Below are 26,299 nucleotides of genomic sequence, written 5' to 3'. Positions count from 1 at the left end.
GGTGTAGACAATTGGGTTGGTCGGATCATTCAGAAAATCCTGAAAACTCCGCATCGAAAAGTATTTTTTTAGATCATCCGGATGATTCAGTCTCCCAAAATCGGAGTTATAATATTTTTCGCTGTCTTCTTCGTGATTGTTGTTGTTTTCTTCCATAATAATTGTGCTTTTTTTTGGTTAATTTAAATTTGATTTTTATCGCTTAGTAAAAGGAATCGACTCTTCCTTAAAAATAATTAAGGAAGAAGTATTCCTTACATAAAAATTCTTGGTAATAAAGTACACCTCAATCTCCAAAGGATCAAGGTTATACGAATAACAAGTTTCGGTAGAATTTAATTTTGATCGTAAGAACATAATTTGTGTTTTTGGTTATCATGTTAACTGACAAAAAATTTCATGCGGAAAACATCCATTTTTTATCAATATTAAAAACACTATAGATTTAAAAGAAAACCCATAGCATTCTTTCACAAATCTAGGAATTATTTTGATACATACAAGAACATTTGCTCCACACTAAAAACCTCACAGCAAGACAATTAAAACAATTTAAAGATTAAATCACCCACTCGGTAATTTTTTAAATTAAAAATATATTTACAATTTATTAAATCCATAAAAACGAAATTTTTAATTAAAATTAAATTTCACCCCATTATATATTAAAATCAATTCCCAAATCCTTCCAGAATTGTACTGCTTTTTTGCAGTATGAAATCAACACAGCAACAGTTTATCATTATTTTAGCCTTATTTCTAAGCAATTTTATTTTTGCGCAAAAGAGTGAGAGTCAATCTAAACCTATTAAAATTTCCCATGCCGAACCCCTTTATGCCGACCTAGTAAGAGATCTTGGAGCAAGAAAAGGAGAAAAAGAATTTAATTTGGGCGCCGGATTTATAAATCATAAAGGGTACAGTGAATACTCTTCTTTAGTGGAATATGAATTTGCCCCTGTCAACCGTTTAGGATTGGAAGTAGAAGCTGATTTTTCTTTTTTCAGGAGATCTGAAAAAAATTCAGTAGTTCCAGGAAATCGACTTGAAAATTTACGTTTCTCTATGCAGTATTCCTTTTTTGTTTCTGAAAAAATCAACACTACGTTGGCAGCCGGATATACACAGGTTTTTGAATTTACTGATTTTAAAAATTACGGAAAGAACAACCTTTTCACTGGCACCATATACAATCCTTTTGTTATCGCAGCCAAAAAATGGGGCAGCAATTTTCATACGCTGATGTATGCGGGACCTCTGTTTAAGCACGATTTTGATCGGTCAGAAATGAATATTGATTGGCAGATTAATACTTCGTTTATTTATACAATTCCTGGTAGCGGACATTTTGTTGGGGTTGAATTTAACAAAGAATTTGATCACGGTAAATTTGAAATGACCATTCGTCCGCAGGTGAAAATAAAAATCAATAAAAAACTGGCACTTGGAGCCGTGGCGGGCATTCCTGTTCATAAAGAAGAAGGTTTCAGTAGTTTTTTCAGAGTTATTATTGAACCATAGAAAATAATCAACCTCTTTAATAAGGTTTTCAAGAGGTTGAATTTAGTTTAAAATCAATTTTTTATTTATAATTTGGAATCGAAAGATTGGTATTAATTAATATTGTATCCCGATTATTCCGTATTTCAAATTTGCCAGGATTGCCATTATATAAATATTCAGCATAATCCTTTTTCTGATGTTTATAATATTCCTGAATCGTTGTAGGATTTTCTTTATAAATAATTTTCAAAACACTGTCCATTTTAATTTCTGTGTTTAATTTTTCACCTGTAAAAGCGACATCATTCTCATTCAAAAAACCATTCGGAAATGGATTAAGATGATTTTGTTCCATAAATGCCTCAATTTCTTGTTTAATTGTGTCTTTCACATTGTTTCCAGCGTAATTTTCTTCAGCTGGCGAACTGATAAAGCTTTTTCCTTCTTTGGAAAACATAAAATAAAACACCAACATTCCGATGACGGACAGTCCCAAAATCATAGAGATTACCATGAAAACAGGAGAATTGCCTTTGCTTTTTACAGGTTGCTTACTGTATCCGGAAAGCACTTCATCAGAAGATGAACTCATTGCCAAAGACGGAGATCGTTGCCTGGTGGCTGACGATGACGATAAAGACGACAAACTTTCAATTCTACTGTTTTGATTGATTTTTTCTGTAAAAATCTTTTTATTTTCTTGATGAAACTGTTTTATTACTACTAACTTTTCTCCTGATTTCAGTTTACTGATACATTCATTTAGCTTTAATTCAAATTCATTGAAATTTGCATTTACGGCTTTTATTTTTTCCTTTGACTCTTCTATTTTAACTGAATTTTCTGCATGCTTTTTTTCATTAAGTTGAATTTTATTTTCGAGCTCGCTTATTAATAATTTTAGTTCATCTCCTAATTTCTGTTTTTCATTTTCATAAGAATGAATAGTCTTTTCAAGCAAGCTTTTCTGTTCATCATCAAATTTTTTAATCTCGTTATTCAGCCCCGGAATTTCAACAATTTTAAAGATTCCTTTTTGATTCACAAATTCTGCGATCTCCTTAGCATCCGTGAAATAGATCATATCGTAAACATTCAGAAGCATTGTTGTTCTGTTAAAAAGTTCCTGCAATTGTGAAGGTTCTGTTTTACAATAAACAACGAGATAATTTCCTGTACTTTGAGAAAAATTGAGATCATACAAAGGTTTTTCATTCAGTCCGATTTTATCAAAATCTTTAGGTTTTGAAACGGAAAAATATTTTGAATGATTCACAATAAACGTTTCATTCTGAACATTTTTATTTTCCAGATTAGTATGAAATTCATCCAAAACATCAATAATAAGATTTTCGTTCGCCGAAGTATTCAGAAAAATCAAACTTGAACCGATGAAGGTTCCTCCCCGTTCGGAATTCTGCTCTTTCGCAAAAGTATAGATCGAGTACGAAATAATATTCTGTCCTGCCGCAGCTTCCTTTCGGATTCCATAGAGTTTCGTATTTGGAAAAAGCTTAATTGCATCCGTTTTCAGATCAAATGTTTTAATCTGCTTTGCTAACTCTGCATTTCCCCCCAGCAAAGATTGCCTAAAGCCGTTGGGATTTCCAAAAGTCCCGAAGGCACAAAAAAAATAAGAACTGCTCATGAATTGGTAAAACTAAATTTTAAACGCTCCCAAAAAGTCCCTTCATAATCCAGATCATAGCCTACAATGCTTCGGTAAAGCCATTTCGACAAAACCTCAGCCGTTGAAAGATTCAACAGACTTACTTTTTCCTGTCCGACAGAATTTTGTACACTTCCAATCGTGTAATACGTTTTGCTTAAACCATAGGTATCAATTCGTTGCGCGGTCATGGGAAGACGTTCGTTTACAAAACCGTCCAGTTCTTCAGGGCTTTCCACATCCATTCTTCCCGATTTGTCCCATTTTGAAACAATTAAAATAGCATTTACTGATTTCAGATTTTTCCCTTTTCTCTCCAGCTCATCCAGAAATTCATTGATCAAGCTATCGTCTCGGTGCGCCGATTCATAACTTGTAACAATGATAAAAGTAAGCGGAATATTGGCATTCAGGAAAGACTCAATGCTGCTATGATAACTTCCTCCCCTTCTAATTTCGTTGTGATTTTCACCCGAAGTTTCCAAAAAAGTAAGATCAATCGGGACTACCCTTTTAGACTTATTATTCGGTTCAAAAACCAAATCCAGACGTGTGACCTGATCTCTCGTGGTTCTGTTGGGTAAAACTCCTTGTCTGATATTTTCAAAGAAATCTGACAAAAGTACATTGGCCTCCTTCGAATTTGGAGTTCCCAGTTTCGGACGTAAAACTCCGGCATGAGAACGCAGATAATACAACATGGAAGAAAGAATCACCGATTTCCCTGATTCTGCTGTACCAAAGAAAAATACGAAGTTGCTGTCTTTATTTTTTATATCATTTGAAATGGTTCTTGCAATCGGAACAAAATCTTCCTGAACGTCGTTATTTGTTTCAAAAGAAAGAGGTTTCAGCATCTCCTCTGTTTCGCTGTCGAAAGATAGCGGCTTAAAATTATCGTGATTATCCATGGCTTAGTTATTTGGAATTAAAGTTCTTCCGCTTCTTTTGTTGTTAAATACACTTCCGCGGTTATTTCTGTTATTGTCTGGGCTTGTGACCAATAAAATAATGATTACAATCACAAAATCCAGCAGGATACAGCCCGCCAACACTACAAACTGATACATTCCGAAATGCTTGATAGCATGTTCAAATGCAAAACCTATTTTTCCTACTTCCTGTGTTTGGGAAACCAAAGGTTCAAAGCTGATTTTGTCTTTTCCCAACACATTTTCTGCGCGGCTTCCCAATTTATTATATTCGGAAAGAGACTCATCAATAATTCCCTGAGACAGTTTATCTTTCTCATTTTTAGAGAGAAGCAGCAATTCCTGAATGTTTTTATTCCATTTTGCAGTGGCAAGATTAATATCTGTTTTCAGTACGCGCTCTTCGGTAGATAAATCAGAAACCATATTATCGATCTGATTGCCCATTCTTTCAGCAAGATCTGCATAATCATTTCCTACAGGTGTTAACAAATCTACTTTTTGTCCCGTCAATTTTTCAATATCAGCGATCAGAGAAAGAGCACGACTTCCAATACCTTTATTTCCGGGATCTTTAATCTGCTCCATCAATTGTTTTTTCTTTATTTCAATATTTTGGGTCGTCGATTTATTGTACTTATAATTCAGTTTAGACTCAATGTTTCCTTCCAAATCCGTAAAGCTTTTATTGATGGTTCTGAGTTCATCTGTGTAAATATCCGTCTTCATAAACCTCGTATATAACGCATTAAAATTAGCAATGAAGCAAAATGAAGCGATGAAAATGTAAATCCCCACAAGGCTTCCAGTAGGTTTACCTTCTAATTTAGCACTTCTCAGCAACCAACAGAGAAAAAGAAGCAAAAGCGAAAGAACCAAAGCAATAACAAAAGATGCTGGTCCGAAAATCTGTTGTAAGCCCAACCAGGTCTGGTAAAAGCTGACACTGATGAGAAGTAATGCAAGGACTCCCAAGAAGAGATCCGATGGTGTAGTTTTTTTATTCATAAGACATTTAATTATTTTTATAAACTTTTATTTATAAAACCATTAATTTTATAATGCCCGAAACTACAACCAATGAGCAAAAAAAAATTACGGCTTCCCGTAATTTGTGAATTTTGTATTTCGAAATTTTTAGATAAGAAAGTTCAAAGATTTAGTATTTTTTTTGAAGCGCTTTCCGCACTCGCTATTTCTTTGTGTTTCGGCGGCGCGGCTTCGCCGCGCCGCCGAAACACAAAGAAATGAGCTCAAACAAATGCTGCAATCACGGCTAGGAAGCAGTCGTTCTTTTAATATTTAGTCAACCAAATAAAAAAGAACAAAACCCATTGAACTCCAATTGTAATCCAGATTAAATTTCGACTCGGTTCAGAAATACTATTTAGACTTTGGATCGTTTTAATTTTAATAATATCATAAAAATTCAGGTTTTCCTGATTAAAATCGATATCATCCATTTTAATTTTTTCCATTCCAAAAACAATTATTTTTTTCAACCATTTATTCTCAGACTTATCATTTTTAATGACATTAATAACTTTAAGCTTATTTAAAGTAAAATCACCTGTATTTCTCATTACCTGAGGTTGTTTCTTCTGAACTGCAGATAGTATTTTATCCAAAATCGGAGTAATAACACTTTCAGATTTATCATTAATTAATCTATTTGCAAGCTTCGATAAAATATATTGATTTCCAAGGGTAAAAAATAAAAACGGACTCGCAAAACATGTAATTAGCCAAAGAATAGAACCTACCGGTCTCGCCAAAAATACCATAATGAGAAATGGTGCTGCTCCCGCATGACCAGAATGTCCTGCATCAATACCTTTGGTTAATAGAATAAATTCAATTACAACGAGTAAAATGGTTGAAAAGGCACCTAAAAGATTAATTTTTAAAAAGCTAGAAATAGCAATCGTCGAAAGTTTAGCAATATACTTCAAATTTTCTTTCATGAATGGTTATTTTATTTTTGAGTTTGAAAGATAGCTGTATTCAGAAGAATATTCAAGTTAAAAGCGATTTTTGTTATCATTTTTATACAAATAATGATCTTGTAAAAATTTTAGCCCATTTAATATTCAATTTAAATCAAATTATTAGAAACAATATACGACAACGCTTCTGTAATATTATTGACTCCAATTTTTTCGAATAATTTACTGCGATGAAATTTTATGGTATTTGGAGAAACGTAGAGTTGTTTTGCAATCTCATCAATCGTTAAACCTTGCAGATACAATCGTATAATTTCTATTTCTCTCATTTTCAATGTGATTTTATATTCTTCAGTCCATTTTTCGGTGTCGAGATTGTAGCGCCAATAAGAGTCGGAAGTATTTGAAGTTACACATATATTTCCAGCAGTTTTATGTAATGAATAAGAAGCAATGCAGACAATTTTAGAAATATTTCCCTCTTCAGAAATTTCCACAGGAGTAATTTTATGATTGACTAAAATATCCCTGCTATCAGCATTTTTTATATGAAAATCGTAGGTAATGGTATGAGATTTTTTTTCTTCTTCATTGAGGCATTCATAGAATTTAAATCCTTCGGTATGCACTTTTTTTAATATTGTGATATCTTCTTTTTTAGCATATTTCCGAAAGAATTTGTATCCAAGCTTTTCAACTTCAGAAGATTTTAGTCCAGAAAAGAGAAACAGTTTTTCAGAAATAAATTCTATTTTCTGCGTTTCAAGATCTACAATATAGATACTCCCAAAAATGTTTTTACCAATCGCTTGAAGTACATTCAAATACTTTTCTCCGGCTTTTTTATTTTCCAGATAAACATCCTCTTTACAGAACGAATTTATTGCATCCTTCATTATATTTTTTGATCTGATTTTGGTGTGATTAAAACTAAAAACGAGCTAAGGTTTATTGAATAAATTTCACCTGAGCATCAATTTCCATGTATGATTATCAGCAAATACTTCATTATAAATAAAGCAGTAAAATGATTTTAAAATCTCCCTTAATTTTGATTTCAGACAAAAAAATTATTATATTTATAAAAATTTATTTTGTGCGTCAAAAGAATTTTTTACTGAAAAAAAATTAAAGAAAGATATTTTATCATATTAAAGTTTTAAATATAGATATATTAACTACAAAACTATACAAAAGTATAGTAATATTAAAATTTTATTAAATTATCTTTATGCACACATTACTAAAGATGTAAATTTTAAAAATAATCCTATTCCAACATGAAAAAATATTTAATAAAAAGTCATTTTACCTAATTTCCCAGGTCTACAATATCACTGTTTAGAGAAATAATAAATAGTAGATTTGCCCGCTAGTTTACTGTATATGCACTACGAGAGGCTTTTGCTTCTTGTGGCTATCTTTTATACTTATTATCTGTCATTAAAATTACAATGACATAAGTTGAGTGTTGCTTAATAATTAAAGAATCAAAATCATTAAATGAAAACCTTCAAAAAAGGCACTAAACATTTCATTAAACTCTAAAATATAATTTATATGAGAAAATTTTTACCTATTTTTTTATTTTTATTGGGAACGGTCGTCTTTGGGCAAACCTGTGCCCCACTTCCCGTACCCTTTTTACAATCATTTAGTACGGCTGCACTTCCAACCTGTTGGACGAATCAAAATCCCACAACTACTTCCACCAACGTAAATGTAAAATGGAAGTTTTCGGGAGCAGCAGGATACGGAGCAACAGGGAACGGAGGTAAGCCTGCAGGAACTTTTGCATGGGTAGACGCCTCTACACCAAATGTAAACGAGCATAATGTAGAATTGATCAGTCCAGAAATTAATCTGACGGGATTAACGACACCTTATGTAAAATTTGAATGGTTTAAAGATCATCTTACCGCTTTAAACGGAAGTGTTCCTGCTGCGGAAAACAATCAATTAAAACTAGAAGTAAACGATGGCTCTGGCTGGGTGCAAATCTGGGCCAGCAATTCTAACAGCCCTGAATGGAGAACAGTGGGAGTTCCTTTAGCATCAAGCTATGTAGGCGCAACAATTCAGTTAAAATTTACTGTTGACAAAGATGTTCTTAGCGGTGGTGATTTCTATGATGATGTTTTATTAGATGAAATACAAGTCATAGAAGCGCCAACGTGTTTTGAGCCTGAAGATATGCCTGTAACGAATATTACACCAAACTCTGCGACCATAAACTGGACAGCTCCTTTGTCTCCGGCACCCGCTCCGGCAAACGGATATGAATATTATTATTCAACAACCAATACACCTCCAGGATCAACCACTGCCGGAACGCCAACAGCAGCATTGGATGCAAGCTTGACTCCTTTAGTAGCAGGAACCACTTATTACTGGTGGGTAAGATCCGTCTGCTCGCCAACAGATAAATCGGAATGGGTAGCAGGCGCAGCATTCACACCAGGACAAATCGGAGGTGGAACAGCAACTCACGCTTTCCTGCCTGTATATTCTTGCTCGTCATTTAATTATTCTCAGCAAATTTATACTGCTACTGAAGTTGCAGCTGCTGTCGGTACGAATAATTATATAACTTCGGTTAAGTTTTTTGTTTCGACAACTGGTACAGCGCAGGCAAATTATAACCAATGGGTAGTCTATATGGGAAATACTTCTCAGGCAGATTTCGCAACCACATCAAGCTGGGTTCCGTCTGCATCATTAACGCAGGTTTATTCAGGAACTTTGCCGACAATGACACCCGGAACCTGGGTTGAAATACCATTAACGACCCCTTTTTTATGGGATGGCGCAAGCAATATGGTAATTGCTGTTGACGAAAACTCTACAGGAACTTCATGTACGGCCAATTGGGGTAGCTACTCTACCACGCCAAACCGAGGAATGATTTATTATAATTCAATAACTAATCCGGATCCTACTAATCCGCCAACGGGAATCAGCAGATATTCGGTTCTTCCTAGAATTCAACTGACTGGAACTAGTTTACCTGTATGTACAAATGCCCCACCAACCAATATTACAGTAAATAATATAACATCGACTTCTGCTACTGTTTCATGGGCAGCTACTGCGAATGCAACCTATGTTGTTCAATACAGAATATTACCATCTGGAGCGTGGCAAACGATAAATGTTACAACACCATTTACAAACACATTGGTTATTCCGGGACTTACAGAATCTACACAATATGAAGTACAAATTGCAACAATTTGCGGAACTCAAGGCGCATTTTCTACTCCTGTTAACTTCACAACGCCTGCTTTAACCTATTGTACAGCAAATCCGGCGACTGTAACGAACGCTTATATCAGCAACATAACGATGGTAGGAACAAACGTTCCTTTAACGAGTAATGATTCAGGACCTTCTACTTATACAGATTACTCTTCAGATCCTACCAAAACTATTACTTTGCTGAGAGGCTCTGTCAATAATACACTTTCAGTGGCAAGAGCAATCGCATCTGGAACATATACAACCAATGCCTGGATCGACTTTAACGGTGACGGAATTTTTGATAATAATCCTTCCACAATAGCAGGTGGCGAAAGAATTATGAATTTAGGTTATTCCAGCACGACTCCTCTTACCGTTAATTTTGATGTTCCAGCAAATGCTTATATCGGAACAAGTAAAATTAAAATGCGTGTAATGACTTATTCATTAACTCCAACCAATGCTTGTGATCCGCTTACAGGAAATGGTGAAGTTGAAGATTATTACGTTAAATTTATCGATTTACAACCTTGTACGACAGCAATACCTACAAATATTGCAGTAAATAATATCACTCACAATTCGGCGTATGTATCTTGGTTGCCAACAGCTGGTGCAACCTATGTAATAAGATGGAGACAAGGAACCACTGGCGCATGGATGCCTTCTGCAGCAGGTCTTACACTTCCGGCGGGGCAAAGTTATCATACCATTACCGCGCTTAACGAGCAAACTTCTTATCAGGTTCAGGTAGCAACAATTTGTAGTGGAACTCAAGGAGCATTTTCTGCGAGCATAGGATTTACCACTCCGCCACTAACATATTGCAGTATGACGGGAACAGGAACCAATGATTATATTTCAAATGTAAAAGTTACGCCAGTTAATTTTGCAGAAATGGAAAATGCTTCCGGTCAGACAAATTATATTAGTTATACCACTCCTCAAACGCTTATTAATTTGGAAATTGGATCTATTGGAAATCAATTGACCGTTAGTAAAGAATGGCAGGGAACCAATTATTCAGATGCAGTATATGCGTGGATCGATTGGGACAGAGACGGTGTTTTCACAGATGCAGAAAGAATAATGACATCGGCTGCAAGTACAACAACTCCTGTATCGACATATTTTGATGTTCCTTCTACCGGAATATATACAGGCTCTTACAATACCACAATGAGAGTTGTTTTAAAAAGAAGCAGCGCTCCTGTAATGTGCGTAAACCCTGCAAACGGAGAAGTAGAAGACTATGCAGTAAAATTAAGACCATGCAGCAATGCAACACCAGGAAATCCTGTATTCACGAATATCACTCATAATTCAGTAAATATCAACTGGGCTATAGCAACCAACAACACAGCCTTTGTTTTAGAATACAGACCTGTAACAACTCCAGCATCTGCATGGACGACATTGAACCTTTCTATCATAGCAGGAAATCCACCATTATTTATTGATGCATTAACACCAGCAACAACCTACGAAGTAAGAATTGCAGCAGTTTGCGGAGGCACAGGAATAGGCACATACACTCCTGTTCAGGCATTTACTACACGATGCGATCCTACTCCGCCAACATTGGCTATCAGCAATATTACATCGAATTCAGCAGTAGTAACCTGGACTCCAATTGTGCCTAATGCAAGCTATATTTTAAGATGGAGAGAAGTAGGAACCACCTTTTGGAACGAACCTACTATTCCGCAACCGCCAGCGAATTCATATACCATTCAAAATCTTGATCCTTTCACAAAATATGAAGTTCAGGTGGCAAATATTTGCGCAGGTGAGACAACAGCAAATCCGTGGTCGAATCCAAAAGTATTTATAACAGAAAGAATTTGTGAAATGCCTCCTCCAGGGCTTACCATTACAGCAATAACTCCAACAACTGCGAATGTTACGTGGGATGCTTTCCCGGGAGAGACTTATATTTTAAGATATAGAAAAGTGGGTATTCCAAGTTGGATTAATATTCCTGTAAGTACAAATAATTACATGATTACGGGATTATTAGAGCTTACAAAATACGAAATGCAGGTAGCCAATGTCTGCAACGGAACTCCGGCAAACTTCACAAGTTTATATTATTTCACTACGCCAACGGTAGTTTACTGCCCAATGTCATCTGCAACGTCTTCTACAGAATTTATTTCTAAAGTAACGGCAAAGCCAAATGGCAAACCAGAAATGATTAATGAATCTGTGGCATCAACTTATTCTGATTACACCGGAAACAATTTGAAATTTATTGAATTAATTCAAGGTTCAACAGGAAATCAGCTTATTATTGATAAAAAGCTTGCAGGAAATGCCGAAGCGGGAGTCGCTGTTTGGATTGATTTTAACAGAAACGGCGAGTTTGATATTGATGAAAGAATTTTGGCAGACGGCCCGAATAATAACCCGACAGCAAGTACGCTTTTCAATGTTCCGAATGATGCTTTCATCAGCTTGACAGATCATAAATACGTAGTGATGAGAGTTGCTTTACAAAAAGACGGAATACCTGTAAACTGTACTAATTTCCAAAGTGGTGAAGTAGAAGATTATACCGTAAGAATTTCTAAAAATAATATTCAAAATAATGTAAATCAGGATGATATTCATATTTATCCAAATCCTGTAAGTACAACTTTGCATATTACAAACATTAGTGCAAAAGCAAATTATAAGATTTACGGAGCTTCGGGAAGATTAATATCAAACGGAGTAATTCTTAACAATTCTATTGATGTAAGCAATCTTATAAAAGGTGTTTATATTATTGATATAGAAGATGATCAAGGCTCAGTTCAGAAGAAATTTATTAAACAATAATTGATTTTCATATTCAAATTATTCTCATATTATTAACCAAAGCGGATTCTTTTTTATAAAGGATTCGCTTTTTTATTTTTATTAAATGTGGATACAATAATAATCTCTACTGACAAACTGTTGTCTTAACAACACATTACATTTGTTTCATAATTAAAATATTATTTAAAATGAATGTTGCTTCACTAAGAATTATCACGGCGGATATCGAAAATTTGGTTAAATTTTACGAGCAAATAATAGCTACAAAAGCCATACAGTACACTCCTGATTTTGCGGAAATTCAAACACCAAATGCCACAATTGCCATAGGAAGTGTAAAAACATTACAGCTTTTCGGAGGAGATCATGTGGCAAAATCTGCACAAAACCAAAGTGTTATTATAGAATTTTTAGTTCACGATGTAGACAAGGAATTCGAGAGATTAAAAGAAGTTTTATCATCTAAAATTGTTCAGGAACCGACAGTTATGCCTTGGGGAAATAAGTCTTTATTATTCAGAGATCCGGATGGAAATTTAGTAAATTTCTTTACACCAGTTTCTGAAGCCGCAATTGAAAAATTTAAATCGAAAATGGTTTAATAGTTTATTTTAAACGCAAAGTTCGCTAAGATTTTGGCTACTCTACTTTTTTATTTTTCGCTCGCAAGGGCACTTCGTTCAGCAAATGATAACAGAAAGCCTTAGCTGAGTGAAACGCCTTTGCGAACGAAAAATATGCAGAATGAATTTAAAAATTTCTTAGTGACCTTTGCGCTAAAAACAAAAACAGCATCATTATTATTTTAATGATGCTGTTTTTATTTTTATTAATTAAATTTTCAGGTTTAATGAAAATTAGCCTTTTGCTTTTTCATCTGTAAAAAACTGAAAACCTTCTTTTCTTTCGATAAGTTGTAAAGGATATAATTTAGGATTATATTTCCCGTTTAAAACTTCATTTAAAGCGTGCTTTTTAGACTCTCCGAAAGCAACCACTAAAATATTTTCTGCTTTATTAATAATTGGAGCCGTTAAAGTAATTCTGAACATTTCTTGGGGTTTCAGATAATAAGCATCAACCCATTTTTCTTTTTCGTCTAAAATGGCTTCACCAGGGAATAACGAAGCGGTATGGCCGTCATCTCCCATTCCCAAAAGAATAAAATCAAAAACACCTTCTTCACCAAGAATATTTTTAATCTCTTGCTCATATTCTTTAGCATAATCTTCAGGCTCTACACCATCTTTATACATCGGGAAAATATGATCTTTATTCACCGGAACTTTATCAAAAAGAGCTTCAAAAGTCATTTTAGCATTACTTTTCTCATCATTCAGAGAAACCCATCTTTCATCGACCCAGAAGAAATAAATTTTACCCCAGTTTATTTTTTGCGAATATTCTTCAGTTGCTAATAAATTGAAAATAGCTTTTGGAGAAGAACCTCCGCTTAATGCTACAACAAATTTATCGTGCTTTTGAATTGCCTTTTCTGAAAGTTCAACAAAAGTATCTGCCGCTTTTTTATATAATGTATCTAAATTATCAAATACTGTAATCATTTTATTGATTTAATTAAAATTTTAAACCCAATTATGCCCTTGTCTTTCCGTTAAAGCAAAACTGTCTTGTGGCCCCCAGCTTCCCGCTTCATAATTCGGGAAAGCAGAATCTTTGGTATTTTCCCAAGCTTCCTGAATTGTTTTCACAACATCCCAAGCCTCTTCCACCTGATCAGAACGCATAAACAGCGTAAGATCTCCTAAAAGTGCATCTAGCAACAACGTCTCATAAGCTTCCGGAGTATCTTCCTGACAGGCAAAATAATCGAAAATCATTTCTACAGGTTTTAAATCTAATGAAAGACCTGGCATTTTAGTCATAAACTGCAACCTGATATCCATCAAAGGCTGAATATTGATAATCAGTCGATTAGCTGATAAAAGCTGAGAGCTTTCTGAAAAAGTAGAATGCGGAAGCGGTTTGAACTGAATCGTAATATAAGAATGTTTTTCTTTCATTTTCTTACCTGTACGTACATAAAATGGCACATCTTGCCATCTTTCGTTATCCAGATAGAATTTTACAGCAGCAAAAGTTTCTGTATTAGAATCCGGAGCAATTCCATCTTCCTGACGATAACCTTTAGCTTTCACTCCATTTACTGTTCCTTTTCCGTACTGACCTCTCACGGCATAATGATCTACTTTATCAGGAGAAATTCTGCGAATAGCTTTCAAAACATCAACTTTACGATCTCTGATTTCGCCAGACTCCAACGAAGCAGGAGGTTCCATGGCAACCATACATAAAATCTGAAGCAAATGGTTCTGAATCATGTCTCGTAAAGCTCCTGTCTGCTCATAAAAGCTTCCTCTGGTTTCTACACCAACCTCTTCAGCAACGGTAATTTGCACAGATTCAATATGTTCATGATCCCATAAAGGTTCAAAAATAGAATTCCCGAATCTGAAAGCTAAAATATTCTGCACCGTTTCTTTACCTAAATAATGATCGATACGGTAAATTTGCTCTTCCTCAAACGTTTCTGCTAAAAGACTGTTTAATTCGATAGCCGATTGTTTATTATGACCAAATGGCTTCTCAATAATAATACGATCTTTCTGAGGATCAGATGCTAACGATGTATTTTTAATATGATTTGAAATCGTGGAAACAAAATTCGGACCTATAGAAAGATAGAACAACCTGTTCCCTCTTGTACCGTAAACTTTGTCAAATTTCTCCAGCTTTTCATGTAAATTCTTGTAAGAAGCTTCTTCATCTAACTGATGTTGAAAATATGTGATATGAGCCTGAAAACCAGCCCAATCTTCTGAAGTTATTTTTTTTCTTGAAAAGTTTTTAAGACTATCTTTGATATAATTTTTAAAATCTTCATCAGTATTTTCTGCCCTTCCTAATGCTACAATATTGAAGCCTTTAGGCATTCTGCCATCGATATATAAATTATAAAATGCCGGAAAAAGTTTTCTTTTTGCCAGATCTCCTGTAGCTCCAAAAATAATAATGGTTGTAGGCTGCAAGATTTTATTGTCGTTCATTTTTTTCCGAATTTTAATTATTTACGCTTTGCCAAATAGTATGGAAAACCCCTTCTCTGTCTGCTCTTTGGTAAGTATGTGCTCCAAAATAATCACGCTGAGCCTGAATTAAATTCACCGGCAGAGATTCTGTAGTATAAGCATCAAAATATCCTAAAACCGTCTGAATTCCTAAGCTTGAAATACCGTTTGAAACAGCAAAAGAAGCCGTATTTCTTAATGATTGCACTTTTGATTTAACAATTTCTGAAATTTCTTTATCAAGCAAGATATTCGATAAATTAGGATCCTGAGTGTATGCAGAGTAGAATTTCTCTAGCAATACTGAACGAATGATACAACCGCCTCTCCAGATTTTTACCACATCTTTCAACGGAATATCAAAGCCGTATTCATCAGAAGCTTTTACCAATAAAGCTAAACCTTGTGCATAGCTAATTAATGTAGATAAATAAAGTGCTTCACCTACTTCTTTAATGAATAACTCTACATTTTCAGGCGTAGAAATTTCGTTTTTAGCATATAATTGAGAAGCTTTTACCCTTTCATCTTTATAAGCCGATAAAATTCTTGAAGTCACCGCAATATCAATAGTTGGGATAGAAACTCCGATTTCCATCGCCTGCTCAGAAGTCCATTTTCCTGTACCTTTTGCTCCGGCTTTATCTAAAATTTTGTCAACCAGATAGCCTTCTTCCAAATCATCTTTTTGCTGAAAAATATCTCTTGTGATTTCAATTAAGAATGAATTCATCTCACCATTATTCCATTCTTTGAAAACTTCGTATAGTTGATCGTTATTTAAATTAGCTCCTTTTTTAAGCAAATCATACGCCTCACTTATCAATTGCATGATGGCATATTCAATTCCGTTATGCACCATTTTCACATAGTTTCCAGCAGAACCTTTGCCCATATAAGCTGTACAAGCCTCTCCTTCTACTTTTGCCGAAATAGCTTCCAGCATCGGCTGAAGAAGATTAAACGCTTCCTGATCTCCACCCGGCATAATGCTCGGCCCTCTTCTAGCGCCACTTTCACCTCCGGAAACTCCAATTCCCATGAAATGTAATTTTTTTGATGCTAAATCAGCAATACGTCTGTCAGTATCTTTAAAATAAGAATTTCCTGCATCAACCACGATGTCGCCTTCGCTTAAAAGAGGTGTAATATTTCCCAAAACAGCATCTACAGGTTTTCCTGCAGGCACCATAAGAATTATTTTTCTGGGAGTTTCTAAAGCGGCTACAAATTCTTCTAAAGAACCCGTACCCTTTACTTTCATTTCTGAAGTAGCTTCGTCACCAAGTTCTTTTATTTTTGCAGCATCGAGATCAAATCCAGCGATTGAAAAGCCGTGATCGGCTATATTATAAAGAAGGTTACGCCCCATGACACCGAGCCCCACCATACCGTAGTTATATCTTTCCATTTTGCTTACTTTAATATGAATTCTATTATACGGAGTATAAAATTACGTAAATACACTTAAGTAAAAAAATAAATTGAAGGAAAAAATAAAGTCTCGATTAGCATCTATCTCATTTATAAGCTCATACCTTATATTGATTTTTCTAAGTTGAAAATCATTGATTTTATTTTTATGTAAAAAAATCCTGATTTTTATCAGCTCTCTCATAAAGGATATAATTTTTTAAGAAGCTAAATTTCAACAGGTCAGGTTCATAAAAAGCATTTATAACACTATTAATATTCCCAATTATGTGACTTTAACATAACTTTAATACTCAAAAACTATAATAAAATCGACCTAGAAAGTGGTTATTTGTTAGAATTAAACCTATATTTGCGGAAATTTAAATTCATGAACTATAAACTTGAGCTTAATACTCAGGAACCAAACTCTAACATTGTTTTTAATACAATTATATTTGATTCGTTCAAGGTTAATATAGTAGAAAGATATGCTGGGCCAGCGAGGTCTCGTAAATTATGCGAAGCATTGTTTAAAGTAAGAACTTTAGACGATCAACTCATGGCAAAAAGAGATGGTAATTTTAGAGTAAAAATTAAAGGAGATGAGTTTGAGGCTTATCTGCAGTTAAGAAGACAATTAGATTCTTACGAATACAAAAACAAATTAATCAACAGAAAAGATGTTGATCAGAACTACGTTCACTTCTTTTTAAGCCTGTTGATTGCTAATTACGATCTTAATTAGTTTTCAATAAACTTTGAAACAATATAAATACTCTTTATTATATTTTATACAAATATGATAAAGAGTATTTCTGTTATTATTATATTTTAATTGGGTATACTATGGATCAATCCTAAAACTTTTTGCTTAGTTCCCAAGTTGTATGATTATTCTGAAATAGGACATATAAATAGTGACCTATTTTGGTTTTTTAATACCCGAGCTAAAACAAAAAACGCTGTAAACATTGATATTTACAGCGTTTTAGCTTATTTTGGTTTCCCAACTGGCGGAGAGTGAGGGATTTTGTAACCTCCCTTCATCCCTTTATTGATAAGCATTTCGCTGTAGCATCTTTTGAAAGGCCCTCAATTTGCAAATAAGATTACTAAATTTTGAACAAGCTTTTTAGAATTTGTATTGGAAATTTAATATCCTTTTTTCTTTTAAGAAATTCCTTAGATGAAATATTTATGTAAGAACTCGAAGAAAAACTTGAAATTAAAATAAACCCTTTTATAAAGGAAATTGAATGTAAGATTTATAAGTGGAATTAAGAAATAAAGAATTCTGTCAAGTGAATTTAACAGGACTCTATTCAAACCATTTATTAGCAGATATAGATAATATTTTGATGGTGTTAAGTAGTATTAAATTATACTATTTAAACTTGGGAAATTGTTAAAGATGGTTCTTTGGTAGGTTTATAGTATATAAAAATAATTTAATATTTATTTTAAACCGAACAGTTTATTATTTACCTTTGCAACATTATGGGAAGGAACAAAGAATTTGATTACGAGCAAAAATTGGAAGTTGCGCTGGAACTTTTCTGGAAACATGGATTTCATCCCACTTCTATCACAGACCTTGAAAATGGTATGGGAATCAACCGAAGCAGTATTTATCTTACTTACGGAGATAAGAAAACACTGCTCATTAAATGCCTGACCAAGTATATGAAGTCTAAGGTTTCAGAATATGAAAGTGTCTTAAATGATTCGCAATCCGATGCCATTGAAACATTAAGAAAGACATTACGGTTAGCAATTGACCAGAGCATAAGCGAGGAAAGAACATGTCTGGCTGTTAAAATAGCCTTTGAAGTAGCTTTGACTGATGAAGATGTCAGAATGTTGTTGGCTGGCAATGAAAAAAAGATCGAAAAGATCTATTTTGAAATTATAGAGAAAGGGCAGGAGCAAAGTTGTATAAAAGGTGATCTCGATCCAAAATTGACGGCTGCTTTTCTTTCCGGTTCTTCCAGCGCACTTTTCAAAAATTATGCTTTGAACAAAAACCGCAAGACCATCTACGATATGATTGAAACCTTGATCAAAATGATCAAAGCCTAATTATAACAGCATTTTCCAGTAAATAATAACAAACAATATTTTTTTAACCTTTTTTAAACCGTTCAGTTTAATATGAATTTAAGTCTCAATAAAAAGATAGCCTATATGGGATGTCTAGGCGTTATCGGAATTATCAGTACAGAATTTGGTGTCATCGGCATCTTGCCTCAGATCGCTGACTATTACAAAATAAATATAGCAACGGCAGGCTACTTATTAAGTGCATTCGCATTAACAATTGCGCTTACAGGGCCATTTATGGTCTTGTATCTTTCAAAATTTGACAAGAAGAAAATTATGATGTATGCTCTTGGATTGTTCTTGATCTCAAATTTCTTCTCAAGTTTCAGCCCACCCTTCTGGTTGCTGATAATACTTAGAATATTGCCAACATTTCTGCATCCGGCTTTCTTTTCAATGGTCATTGCAGCTGCGACCAAAGATGCTTCTCCTCAAATGCAGATGAGATTGACCAGTATTATTATCGGTGGAATTGCACTTGCTCAGGTAACTTTGATCCCTTTTACCACATTTATAGCAAGTATCTATTCCTGGCTGTGGAGTTATGTTATTCAAGGATTATTGATCTTGATAACACTGATCAGCATTTATAAATATTTGCCTTCGATGCCTGATCAAGAAGTGAGGTCTTATAAAAGCCAATTGGGTATTTTGACAAGACCAAAGTTCATTGCTGGAACGGCAGTAAATCTACTGCTAATCACTGCATGGTTCTGCTCATACAGTTATTTTGCAGATTATTTGTCGAAAGAGAAAGGATTAAGTACACAGGAGATCAGTTATATGCTTTTATTATTTGGTGTAATGGGTGTGATATCAAACTTTTTGGCAGGTCGCTTATTAGGGAAGTATATGATCTGGACCACTTTGTTTTTCCTTGCCGGTACGTTTCTTCTTCCATTTGCATTTCAATATACAGATGGCTCAATGCTCAGCATAGCAGTAGTGGTGGGATTTTGGGGAATTATGTACGGACCTTGTTTCCTGATAGGTGTCGGGCACATGGTCTCGGCAGCATCTGACGCCAAGGAATTTGCGAATAGTTTGCAGACCTCATTTGGAAATCTGGGAGTTTCATTAGGCACTGCTACCGGAGGTTGGTTTATTGGTCAGTATGGAATATCCGTTACACCTTGGATAGGTGTTGGATTTGGTCTGCTGGCGCTTATTGTAATTTTTTGGAGAGCCTGGCTTGATCGAGACGTAAGTGAGAAATAGGTATCATTTACTAAAAATTATTTTTTGATGTTTCGTACCTAAATTTATTAAAGCAATAAAAATGCTAATCTGGATTATTATGGAATAAAAAACAAAAAAAGGCTCAATTTGGATTAAATTGGAGCCATTTTTAGCGTTTATGAAATCGACAGGAGTATATATAAATCATTTAGTTGCAGATAAACATAATATTTTAGAGGTACTAAATGCCATTTGAGTATATAGCTAATTAAAATTTATCCAAAAACTTTGATAATCTCTCCAATATCAGCGCTTTTGTAATCAGTATAAATATGAGAATGAAATTCATTCAGCTTTTTCAAAATCTTAAGGAATTCAGACTTTTCAGAATCATTTAATTTCCCGGATAAAATTTTTGAAGTTAAATTGACATTAGAAACCGAGGCGTGGAACATTTCTTCGCCTTTTTTGGTCAGATTTAATCTTTTACTTCTCTTATCGTCTGCATCATTTTTTTCTTCTAAAAATCCTGCTTCCAATAATCTTTTGATAATTTGAGTACCGGTTTGCTTCTCGTGACCGTTTCTTTCAATCAACTGAATTTTTGTTAAATAAGGCTCATCTTTCAATCGATACAAATAAGTGAATTCCTCATTAGCCAACTCTGGAAATTCTCCCAAACCTTTTCTTATCAATAATTTAGAATATCGACCCAATAAGAGAACTTGCTTGCAAATTTCGTTTTCGGTAAAAGAAACCTGATGATTTTCATTTTTAAAAAGTTTTGTAGGACTTTCATTGGCATATTTTTTATCATTCATCCACACACGAAAATCGTCTACATTCGCATTGGGTTTGTAAGCGCCGGAATTTTCAAATTCTTTGACTTGATGAAGTAATTCTATGATAAAATCAGTTTGCATTGCTGTAATTTATGGTAAAGATATTAGTTTTTGAGAATGATTACAATTTGATGTTACTCATACCACCGTCAATCCCAATGATCTGTCCCGTAATCCAAGCTGAATTTTCAGATAATAAAAATTCAACCATTTTTCCCATTTCTTCCGCATTTCCAACTCTTTGCAACGGATGTCTCTTCCCTGAAGCTTCCCGTTTTTCAGGCGTTGAAAGGAGTTGTGAAGCAAGGTTAGTATCCGTTAAAGATGGCGCAATCGCATTAACTCTGATTTTCTGAGCAGATAATTCAGCCGCCAAACTTTTCGTCAAACCTTCAACAGCACTTTTGCTCGCAGAAATCGATGTGTGAAAAGGCATTCCCAACTTCGCAGCCACCGAACTGAACAATACAACAGAAGCACTTTCTGATTTCTTCAAATTAGGCAATAGTTTCTGAATCGTTTTCACGGCACCCAAAACATTGATTTCAAAATCATTCTTAAAATCATCAACCGAAAATCGGTTAAATGGTTTTAAATTGATGCTTCCCGGCGCATAAACCAATCCGTCAATTACATCCGGAAAGTTAATTTCATCCAGATTTCCCGAAAGAATATCCATTGGATGAAATTCAATAATTAAATTTTTAACTTTAGAATTTTCAGTTTTTGAAATACCAATGACGTGATGGTTTTCTGACAATATTTTCGCAGTGGCAAATCCAACTCCCTGTCCACAACCGATAATGACTATGTTTTTCATATTATTATGTTTTTATCGTTTCGAAATTTTATTATGACTGATTGTTCGCTGTCTCGAACATTTAAACCGTTCAATTTCAGGATTTCTCTTTATCAAATGTTTCTGGCTCATTCCCGAATTTACCCTTTTTCTCCAAAGTCTGAAACTCGATGGTTTCAGTTCTCTCCTCATTACTTCAATCACTTCAGATTCGGTAATTCCAAACTGAAATTCTATTGCTTCAAACGGCGTTCGGTCTTCCCAAGCCATCTCAATGATGCGGTCTGTTTGTATTAAATTAAATTCTTTCGTCATTATTTTAAATTTTTAATCGTCTGTTTTGCAATTTTAAAATGTTCAGATTTCTTTTCGTCCGTCATTTTATCTAAAGTCCGCAACATCATTCCCAATCTTGGATTTGTTTTGAAAAAATCTTCATTGTCGTTCACAAAATTCCAAAAGAGAGCATCCCATTTTTCCGTCCAGTCGCCATCGGCATAATCACTCATTTTTTTAATGTAATTGCTTCCGCTGATATACGGTTTTGTACTCATTTTTCCGCCATCAGAAAAGCTGCTCATCCCATACACATTCGGAACCATCACCCAATCGTAAGAATCGATGAACATCTCCATAAACCATTGGTAAACATCATCCGGATTGAGTTTCAGAAGATTCATAAAGTTGGCAAAAATCATTAACCGCTCGATGTGATGGGCATAACCTGTCTCCAAAACCTTCAAAATCGTGCTGTCAATTGGTTTGATTTCTGTCTTTCCGGTATAAAAAGATTCGGGAAGCGGATGATGATGTTTCCAATAATTTTTGTTCCGCTGATAAGTTCCCTGATAGAGATAAATTCCTCTCACAAATTCTCTCCATCCCAAGATCTGACGCACAAATCCTTCCAGAGAATTGACAGGAATTTTGTATTCTTCAGCATAATTTATGGATTCTTTCAAAACATATTCCGCAGTCAAAAGTCCAATATTCAGCAATGGAGACAAAACGCTATGATGTAAAAAATGTTCCCGCTCAACGATGCTGTCTTCGTAGACTCCAAAGTCTGCAAATCGCATTTCCAGAAATTGATTGAGCCAATTTTCTGCTTCCTCAAAGGTGATGGGATAGAGTTGATATGACGTTAAATTGCCATAATTTTCAGTAAAATTTTTCTCAGTATATATTTTTGCTTCTTTGTAATATTTACTGTTTTCAGGAAAATGAACGGATGGCGCTTTTTTGTTTTTAGGATACTTTTTACGGTTTTCTGTATCGTAAGTCCATTTTCCACCAATTGGTTTTCCGGCTTTCATCAGAATATTTCGGGAAATTCTCTGTTGCTTGTAAAAATCGGTTTGATGATAAGATTTTTTTTCTTCAAAATACTCTTTCAAATCTTCCCGGGTATTGATGAATAAAGGACTTTCAAGAATTTCTAATTCCAATTTCGTTTCCTTGATTCTCTTTTCAAGCCAATTGTCACAAACATCCGTAATGAGAATTTTCTCAAATTTTTCTTTTTCTAAATATTCAATTAAATTCCGAACATCAGAAAGTGGAGAAGTGCTTTCAATATATTCAACCTTGAATTTTTCTTTGGTCAAATATTCTTCATAAAACTTCATACTTGCTCTATGCAAAGCAATCTTCTGTTTGTGAAATTTGTACTGTTTAAAAAACAGGAACTCTTCCACCAGAAAAACACGTTGATTTTTATCCAGATAATCCGTGTCTTTGAAAAGCTGATGCGGAAATATCAATTGCGCCGTACTTACTTTTTTGGATGGCATATTTTTCAAATTTTTATATTTAATCTGAAGATTTTGAACATTTATTTCTTCGGCATTTTTCGCTGCAATATTTTATGTCGTCCCAATTTTTCTTCCACTTTTTCCGCCAATTGAAGGACAATCCGCAGACTTCACAAATCTTCGAAGGTAGGTTGGCTGGCATTTATTCAATGAAATTTTTGTACTGATTGATGATGATATTTTTCGCTCTCAAATCGTGCATCATATTGTACAAACCAAAAAATGTTCTGTTCAGATATATAAAGTGTTTTGAACCTCGGTTGGTGTTCATCCCATTCATATCGCTGATTTTGGCATATTTCTGACCCAAATCTGCAATTTCCTTAAAGAACGATTCATCAGAAAAATCAAAAATTTCTACGTTGAAAGGTCTTGTGAACAATTCCAGCAATTCATAGAATAATTTGGTAAAAAATTCCTGTTCCTTTGCAGAATCATTATCACTCAAGATTTCAAGCTCGTATAATTTTTCTTTATAAAATTCAGGATTATTCAAATTTTCACGTTTAGCCAATTCAAAATAAGGTTTATAAAAGCCATTCGGAATTTCCTTAATGCATCCAAAGTCAATCACAAGCAATTTTTTATCTTCCGAGACCAGAAAATTTCCGGGATGCGGGTCGGCGTGAACCTTCTTCAAAACGTGCATTTGGTACATATAAAAATCCCAAAGTGTCTGTCCGATTTTGTTTAAATCTTCCTGAGAATTGTCCAATTTTGTGAATTCTGAGAAATGTTTTCCATTCATCCAATCCATCGTAATAATTCTTTCACAAGAAAATTCAGAATAATATTTAGGAAAATCAAGATTTGGAAGATGAGCGCATTTTTCAGATATTTCCTGGCTTCTTTTCAGTTCCAAATCATAATCCGTCTCTTCAAACAACTTATTTTCCACTTCCTGAAAGTAAGATTCCGAACCTTCTTTTTTGATATTGAACATTTTCATCGCAATCGGTTTTACCATCTTCAAATCACTCGAAATGCTTTCTCTCACTCCGGGATATTGAATTTTTACGGCAAAATTCTGACCGTCTTTCTTCGCTTTATGAACTTGTCCGATGCTCGCTGCGTTGACAGATTCATTCGTGAATTCATCAAATAGATCCTCAGGATTTTTTCCGAAATATTTTCTAAAAGTCTTCTTTACCAAAGCTCCCGAAAGTGGCGGAACTGAAAATTGCGACAAAGAAAATTTTTCAACGTAAGCCTGCGGAAGAATATTTTTTTCCATACTTAGCATCTGCGCAACTTTCAATGCAGAACCTTTCAATTCTTTCAGAGAATCGTAAATGTCGGTCGCGTTGTCTTCATTTAAAGTTTTTCTTGCCTCGTCCTCATCTTTATCTTTTGTTATTTTGTTTCCGTAATATTTGATGTAATTGACGCCAACTTTTGCGCCTGCTTTCAACAAACTACTGGTTCTTTCTAATTTTCCGGTTGGTATTTTATTGAGTGTCTTCATCTAATTCTTTTTAAATTTTTCTTTGAATAAAAACTTCCCGAGGTCAACTACTTTTCTCAAAGGTTCGTTATCCATCAGTTCAAATCCGGTATCAATGGTTTTTTCAATGAAAATATCTGTCTTTTCGAATGCTGGCGAAGTGTCTTTTTTCCAAAACTCAATGGCGGAAACCAAATGAAGCCAAAATGCTTCTTCACGAGCCTTTTCGTGGAAATTTTTCACGTCATCTTTCGCTTTTTGAATCATTTCACAATCGTTAAAATCTAAAGTTTTGATAAAATGTCGATGCGTTTCCTTAAGCTGATTTAAGATTTTTACGGAATGTAACTTGTCATTTCCTAAAATCATTAAAACCAACGAACGATTCATCGTCATATTTTCAAAAAAGATAAAATAGATGTTTAAAAGTTTTTCTTTCGACGTGATCTCATCAGAACTGTTAACTTCTGAAGCCAATTCTACAGACTTACTGAAAAGATTGACCAACATTAATTTTTCAATCTGTTCAAAGCTTGAAAAGTAATCGTAGAAGTCTTTTTCTTCAAACTCATTGTCTTTTGCGAAACGGTAAACATTTTTTGGTCTTTCGCCGTGATTCAGAATGTAATCGCCGTACAATTCAAATATTTTGTCTTCTGTAATTATATTTTTTGGTTCCATTATTGATTTTATTTATCAACAAATTTAGTAATAAATTTTACTAATTAAATAAATAAAGTATAAATTTGTACTATAACAATGATTCAAAATATAACTAATGCTTACAATTAGATTTTAGTTTTTTATTATCTGGATTTTTTTCCTGAAACATGTGACAATTTAAATCTTAAAATCACTTTTTTATAATGGTTAACTATTTCCTTTTACTGATTTTGATGTTGGTTTTAAATTTCCTGCAAAATCAAACATAATTACCTGACTCCCTTTAAAAGGATTGTATGAAGGTTGGTAATCAATATAACCTAAAGAATGTAGGTTCTTCAGACATTTATGATAAGTCGCTTTTGAATTTATTTTACTGATCCGCATAACCTCATCTCGAGAGTAGGATTAAGAGTATTATCAAGAAGTAATTTTTCGTAAAAGCCAGTAAGATGTTTTATATAATTCATTTCTATAAATTTAGATTGTAAGTAGAAAGCTAATTACTCCTTATTCTCCAACATTTTTTCGATATCCTTATAATTATAATATAATGTACCACCAATACGGGTAAAAGATAAGCTACCATTAATGCGTAGATTTTGTAATGTTCCGGTAGAAATTTTCAGAAGTTCTTTAACCTCTGATGATTTTAACCATAATTTCTGCTCTGAATTTTTAATGTAAAAAAGATTTTTAATTTCTTCAAGTAATTCGGTTTTGAACTCCTGAAGATCTTCTATTGTAATAAGATTTATTTTCATAGACTCCGGATTTGTATTTACTAATTGTTTTACAAATTTGATACATCAATCTATTGAAAACAATAGCATTACGGATTAGTGGCCTAATTAAGAA

The 26,299-nt window shown here is 34.1% G+C and carries 22 protein-coding genes; 6 read left to right on the top strand and 16 right to left on the bottom strand.

Annotated elements, in window-relative coordinates; genetic code table 11:
* Positions 1 to 714: 714 nt before the first annotated feature.
* A complete protein-coding gene (locus OXQ85_RS19460) occupies positions 715 to 1,521 on the top strand; it encodes an HAEPLYID family protein (protein ID WP_267406633.1) in 807 nt (268 codons plus the stop codon).
* 61 nt (positions 1,522 to 1,582) lie between these two features.
* On the opposite strand, the gene OXQ85_RS19455 is transcribed toward OXQ85_RS19460, so the two are convergent.
* The 5 genes from OXQ85_RS19455 to OXQ85_RS19435 all read right to left on the bottom strand — a co-directional run bounded on the left by OXQ85_RS19455 (position 1,583) and on the right by OXQ85_RS19435 (position 6,946).
* On the bottom strand, positions 1,583 to 3,151 hold the full coding sequence (locus OXQ85_RS19455; RefSeq protein ID WP_267406631.1) for a hypothetical protein: 1,569 nt from the start codon (positions 3,149 to 3,151) through the stop codon (positions 1,583 to 1,585).
* Positions 3,148 to 4,083: a hypothetical protein gene (locus OXQ85_RS19450; protein ID WP_267406630.1), complete on the bottom strand. Its 936-nt coding sequence runs from the start codon at positions 4,081 to 4,083 to the stop codon at positions 3,148 to 3,150. The genes OXQ85_RS19455 and OXQ85_RS19450 overlap by 4 nt, the downstream gene beginning before the upstream one ends.
* 3 nt (positions 4,084 to 4,086) lie before the next feature.
* The gene (locus OXQ85_RS19445) at positions 4,087 to 5,112 is read right to left on the bottom strand and encodes a hypothetical protein (RefSeq protein ID WP_267406628.1); all 1,026 of its coding nucleotides are present in this window, start codon (positions 5,110 to 5,112) and stop codon (positions 4,087 to 4,089) included.
* A 287-nt stretch (positions 5,113 to 5,399) separates the two neighbouring features.
* A complete protein-coding gene (locus tag OXQ85_RS19440) occupies positions 5,400 to 6,068 on the bottom strand; it encodes a hypothetical protein (RefSeq protein ID WP_267406626.1) in 669 nt (222 codons plus the stop codon).
* Positions 6,069 to 6,199: 131 nt separating this feature from the next.
* A complete protein-coding gene (locus OXQ85_RS19435; RefSeq protein ID WP_267406625.1) occupies positions 6,200 to 6,946 on the bottom strand; it encodes a LuxR C-terminal-related transcriptional regulator in 747 nt (248 codons plus the stop codon).
* A 664-nt stretch (positions 6,947 to 7,610) separates the two neighbouring features.
* Here OXQ85_RS19435 and OXQ85_RS19430 point away from each other — a divergent pair.
* Entirely contained in the window at positions 7,611 to 12,113 is a 4,503-nt protein-coding gene (locus OXQ85_RS19430) for a fibronectin type III domain-containing protein (protein WP_267406623.1), read from the top strand.
* A 170-nt stretch (positions 12,114 to 12,283) separates the two neighbouring features.
* Entirely contained in the window at positions 12,284 to 12,697 is a 414-nt protein-coding gene (locus tag OXQ85_RS19425; protein WP_267406621.1) for a VOC family protein, read from the top strand.
* 255 nt (positions 12,698 to 12,952) lie between these two features.
* Here OXQ85_RS19425 and pgl read toward each other — a convergent pair whose 3' ends face one another.
* The 3 genes from pgl to gndA are packed head-to-tail and all read right to left on the bottom strand — an operon-like array spanning position 12,953 to position 16,595.
* The gene (gene pgl / locus OXQ85_RS19420; RefSeq protein ID WP_267406619.1) at positions 12,953 to 13,660 is read right to left on the bottom strand and encodes a 6-phosphogluconolactonase; all 708 of its coding nucleotides are present in this window, start codon (positions 13,658 to 13,660) and stop codon (positions 12,953 to 12,955) included.
* Between the two features lie 21 nt (positions 13,661 to 13,681).
* Entirely contained in the window at positions 13,682 to 15,163 is a 1,482-nt protein-coding gene (gene zwf, locus OXQ85_RS19415; protein WP_267406618.1) for a glucose-6-phosphate dehydrogenase, read from the bottom strand.
* A 13-nt stretch (positions 15,164 to 15,176) separates the two neighbouring features.
* Entirely contained in the window at positions 15,177 to 16,595 is a 1,419-nt protein-coding gene (gene gndA / locus OXQ85_RS19410) for an NADP-dependent phosphogluconate dehydrogenase (protein ID WP_267406616.1), read from the bottom strand.
* A 393-nt stretch (positions 16,596 to 16,988) separates the two neighbouring features.
* On the opposite strand from gndA, the gene OXQ85_RS19405 reads away from it, so the two are divergent.
* From OXQ85_RS19405 to OXQ85_RS19395, 3 genes are all read left to right on the top strand, one after another.
* Positions 16,989 to 17,345 carry a prevent-host-death protein gene (locus OXQ85_RS19405; protein ID WP_267406615.1) on the top strand — a complete coding sequence of 119 codons (357 nt, stop codon included), beginning with the start codon at positions 16,989 to 16,991 and terminating at the stop codon, positions 17,343 to 17,345.
* Positions 17,346 to 18,097: 752 nt separating this feature from the next.
* Positions 18,098 to 18,679, top strand: coding sequence for a TetR/AcrR family transcriptional regulator (locus tag OXQ85_RS19400; RefSeq protein WP_267406614.1), 582 nt, complete (start codon positions 18,098 to 18,100; stop codon positions 18,677 to 18,679).
* Between the two features lie 72 nt (positions 18,680 to 18,751).
* A complete protein-coding gene (locus OXQ85_RS19395) occupies positions 18,752 to 19,918 on the top strand; it encodes an MFS transporter (RefSeq protein ID WP_267406613.1) in 1,167 nt (388 codons plus the stop codon).
* A gap of 236 nt (positions 19,919 to 20,154) precedes the next feature.
* Here OXQ85_RS19395 and OXQ85_RS19390 read toward each other — a convergent pair whose 3' ends face one another.
* The 8 genes from OXQ85_RS19390 to OXQ85_RS19355 all read right to left on the bottom strand — a co-directional run bounded on the left by OXQ85_RS19390 (position 20,155) and on the right by OXQ85_RS19355 (position 26,205).
* Entirely contained in the window at positions 20,155 to 20,802 is a 648-nt protein-coding gene (locus tag OXQ85_RS19390; protein WP_267406612.1) for a MarR family transcriptional regulator, read from the bottom strand.
* A gap of 40 nt (positions 20,803 to 20,842) precedes the next feature.
* Positions 20,843 to 21,541, bottom strand: a complete 699-nt coding sequence (locus OXQ85_RS19385) for an SDR family oxidoreductase (protein WP_267406611.1) — start codon at positions 21,539 to 21,541, stop codon at positions 20,843 to 20,845.
* 12 nt (positions 21,542 to 21,553) lie between these two features.
* Positions 21,554 to 21,835 carry a TIGR03643 family protein gene (locus OXQ85_RS19380; protein ID WP_267406610.1) on the bottom strand — a complete coding sequence of 94 codons (282 nt, stop codon included), beginning with the start codon at positions 21,833 to 21,835 and terminating at the stop codon, positions 21,554 to 21,556.
* A complete protein-coding gene (locus OXQ85_RS19375) occupies positions 21,835 to 23,313 on the bottom strand; it encodes a cryptochrome/photolyase family protein (RefSeq protein WP_267406609.1) in 1,479 nt (492 codons plus the stop codon). The genes OXQ85_RS19380 and OXQ85_RS19375 overlap by 1 nt, the downstream gene beginning before the upstream one ends.
* Positions 23,314 to 23,332: 19 nt before the next feature.
* A complete protein-coding gene (locus OXQ85_RS19370; protein ID WP_267406608.1) occupies positions 23,333 to 23,476 on the bottom strand; it encodes a DUF2256 domain-containing protein in 144 nt (47 codons plus the stop codon).
* The gene (locus OXQ85_RS19365) at positions 23,477 to 24,799 is read right to left on the bottom strand and encodes an AarF/UbiB family protein (RefSeq protein ID WP_267406607.1); all 1,323 of its coding nucleotides are present in this window, start codon (positions 24,797 to 24,799) and stop codon (positions 23,477 to 23,479) included.
* Positions 24,800 to 25,459, bottom strand: coding sequence for a TetR/AcrR family transcriptional regulator (locus tag OXQ85_RS19360; RefSeq protein ID WP_267406605.1), 660 nt, complete (start codon positions 25,457 to 25,459; stop codon positions 24,800 to 24,802). It abuts the gene before it with no gap.
* A 485-nt stretch (positions 25,460 to 25,944) separates the two neighbouring features.
* Positions 25,945 to 26,205 (bottom strand): helix-turn-helix domain-containing protein, encoded by a 261-nt coding sequence (locus OXQ85_RS19355; RefSeq protein WP_267406604.1) that lies wholly within the window; start codon positions 26,203 to 26,205, stop codon positions 25,945 to 25,947.
* Positions 26,206 to 26,299 lie beyond the last annotated feature (94 nt).

The sequence above is a fragment of the Chryseobacterium sp. GM_Chr_2 genome (assembly GCF_026540445.1).
In the GTDB taxonomy this organism is placed as follows: Bacteria; Bacteroidota; Bacteroidia; order Flavobacteriales; family Weeksellaceae; genus Chryseobacterium.
The sequence above is the reverse complement of the archived record's forward strand: the minus strand, read 5'-3'. Positions and strand labels throughout refer to the sequence as shown.

Bases quoted from the DNA above. Each gene is read 5' to 3' on its own strand.
- OXQ85_RS19425 (WP_267406621.1), top strand. From the start codon at position 12,284: ATGAATGTTGCTTCACTAAGAATTATCACGGCGGATATCGAAAATTTG.
- zwf (WP_267406618.1), bottom strand. From the start codon at position 15,163: ATGAACGACAATAAAATCTTGCAGCCTACAACCATTATTATTTTTGGA.
- pgl (WP_267406619.1), bottom strand. From the start codon at position 13,660: ATGATTACAGTATTTGATAATTTAGATACATTATATAAAAAAGCGGCA.
- OXQ85_RS19390 (WP_267406612.1), bottom strand. From the start codon at position 20,802: ATGCAAACTGATTTTATCATAGAATTACTTCATCAAGTCAAAGAATTT.
- gndA (WP_267406616.1), bottom strand. From the start codon at position 16,595: ATGGAAAGATATAACTACGGTATGGTGGGGCTCGGTGTCATGGGGCGT.
- OXQ85_RS19380 (WP_267406610.1), bottom strand. From the start codon at position 21,835: ATGACGAAAGAATTTAATTTAATACAAACAGACCGCATCATTGAGATG.
- OXQ85_RS19355 (WP_267406604.1), bottom strand. From the start codon at position 26,205: ATGAAAATAAATCTTATTACAATAGAAGATCTTCAGGAGTTCAAAACC.
- OXQ85_RS19385 (WP_267406611.1), bottom strand. From the start codon at position 21,541: ATGAAAAACATAGTCATTATCGGTTGTGGACAGGGAGTTGGATTTGCC.
- OXQ85_RS19435 (WP_267406625.1), bottom strand. From the start codon at position 6,946: ATGAAGGATGCAATAAATTCGTTCTGTAAAGAGGATGTTTATCTGGAA.
- OXQ85_RS19460 (WP_267406633.1), top strand. From the start codon at position 715: ATGAAATCAACACAGCAACAGTTTATCATTATTTTAGCCTTATTTCTA.
- OXQ85_RS19455 (WP_267406631.1), bottom strand. From the start codon at position 3,151: ATGAGCAGTTCTTATTTTTTTTGTGCCTTCGGGACTTTTGGAAATCCC.
- OXQ85_RS19365 (WP_267406607.1), bottom strand. From the start codon at position 24,799: ATGAAGACACTCAATAAAATACCAACCGGAAAATTAGAAAGAACCAGT.
- OXQ85_RS19445 (WP_267406628.1), bottom strand. From the start codon at position 5,112: ATGAATAAAAAAACTACACCATCGGATCTCTTCTTGGGAGTCCTTGCA.
- OXQ85_RS19395 (WP_267406613.1), top strand. From the start codon at position 18,752: ATGAATTTAAGTCTCAATAAAAAGATAGCCTATATGGGATGTCTAGGC.
- OXQ85_RS19400 (WP_267406614.1), top strand. From the start codon at position 18,098: ATGGGAAGGAACAAAGAATTTGATTACGAGCAAAAATTGGAAGTTGCG.
- OXQ85_RS19370 (WP_267406608.1), bottom strand. From the start codon at position 23,476: ATGCCAGCCAACCTACCTTCGAAGATTTGTGAAGTCTGCGGATTGTCC.
- OXQ85_RS19375 (WP_267406609.1), bottom strand. From the start codon at position 23,313: ATGCCATCCAAAAAAGTAAGTACGGCGCAATTGATATTTCCGCATCAG.
- OXQ85_RS19360 (WP_267406605.1), bottom strand. From the start codon at position 25,459: ATGGAACCAAAAAATATAATTACAGAAGACAAAATATTTGAATTGTAC.
- OXQ85_RS19440 (WP_267406626.1), bottom strand. From the start codon at position 6,068: ATGAAAGAAAATTTGAAGTATATTGCTAAACTTTCGACGATTGCTATT.
- OXQ85_RS19450 (WP_267406630.1), bottom strand. From the start codon at position 4,083: ATGGATAATCACGATAATTTTAAGCCGCTATCTTTCGACAGCGAAACA.
- OXQ85_RS19430 (WP_267406623.1), top strand. From the start codon at position 7,611: ATGAGAAAATTTTTACCTATTTTTTTATTTTTATTGGGAACGGTCGTC.
- OXQ85_RS19405 (WP_267406615.1), top strand. From the start codon at position 16,989: ATGAACTATAAACTTGAGCTTAATACTCAGGAACCAAACTCTAACATT.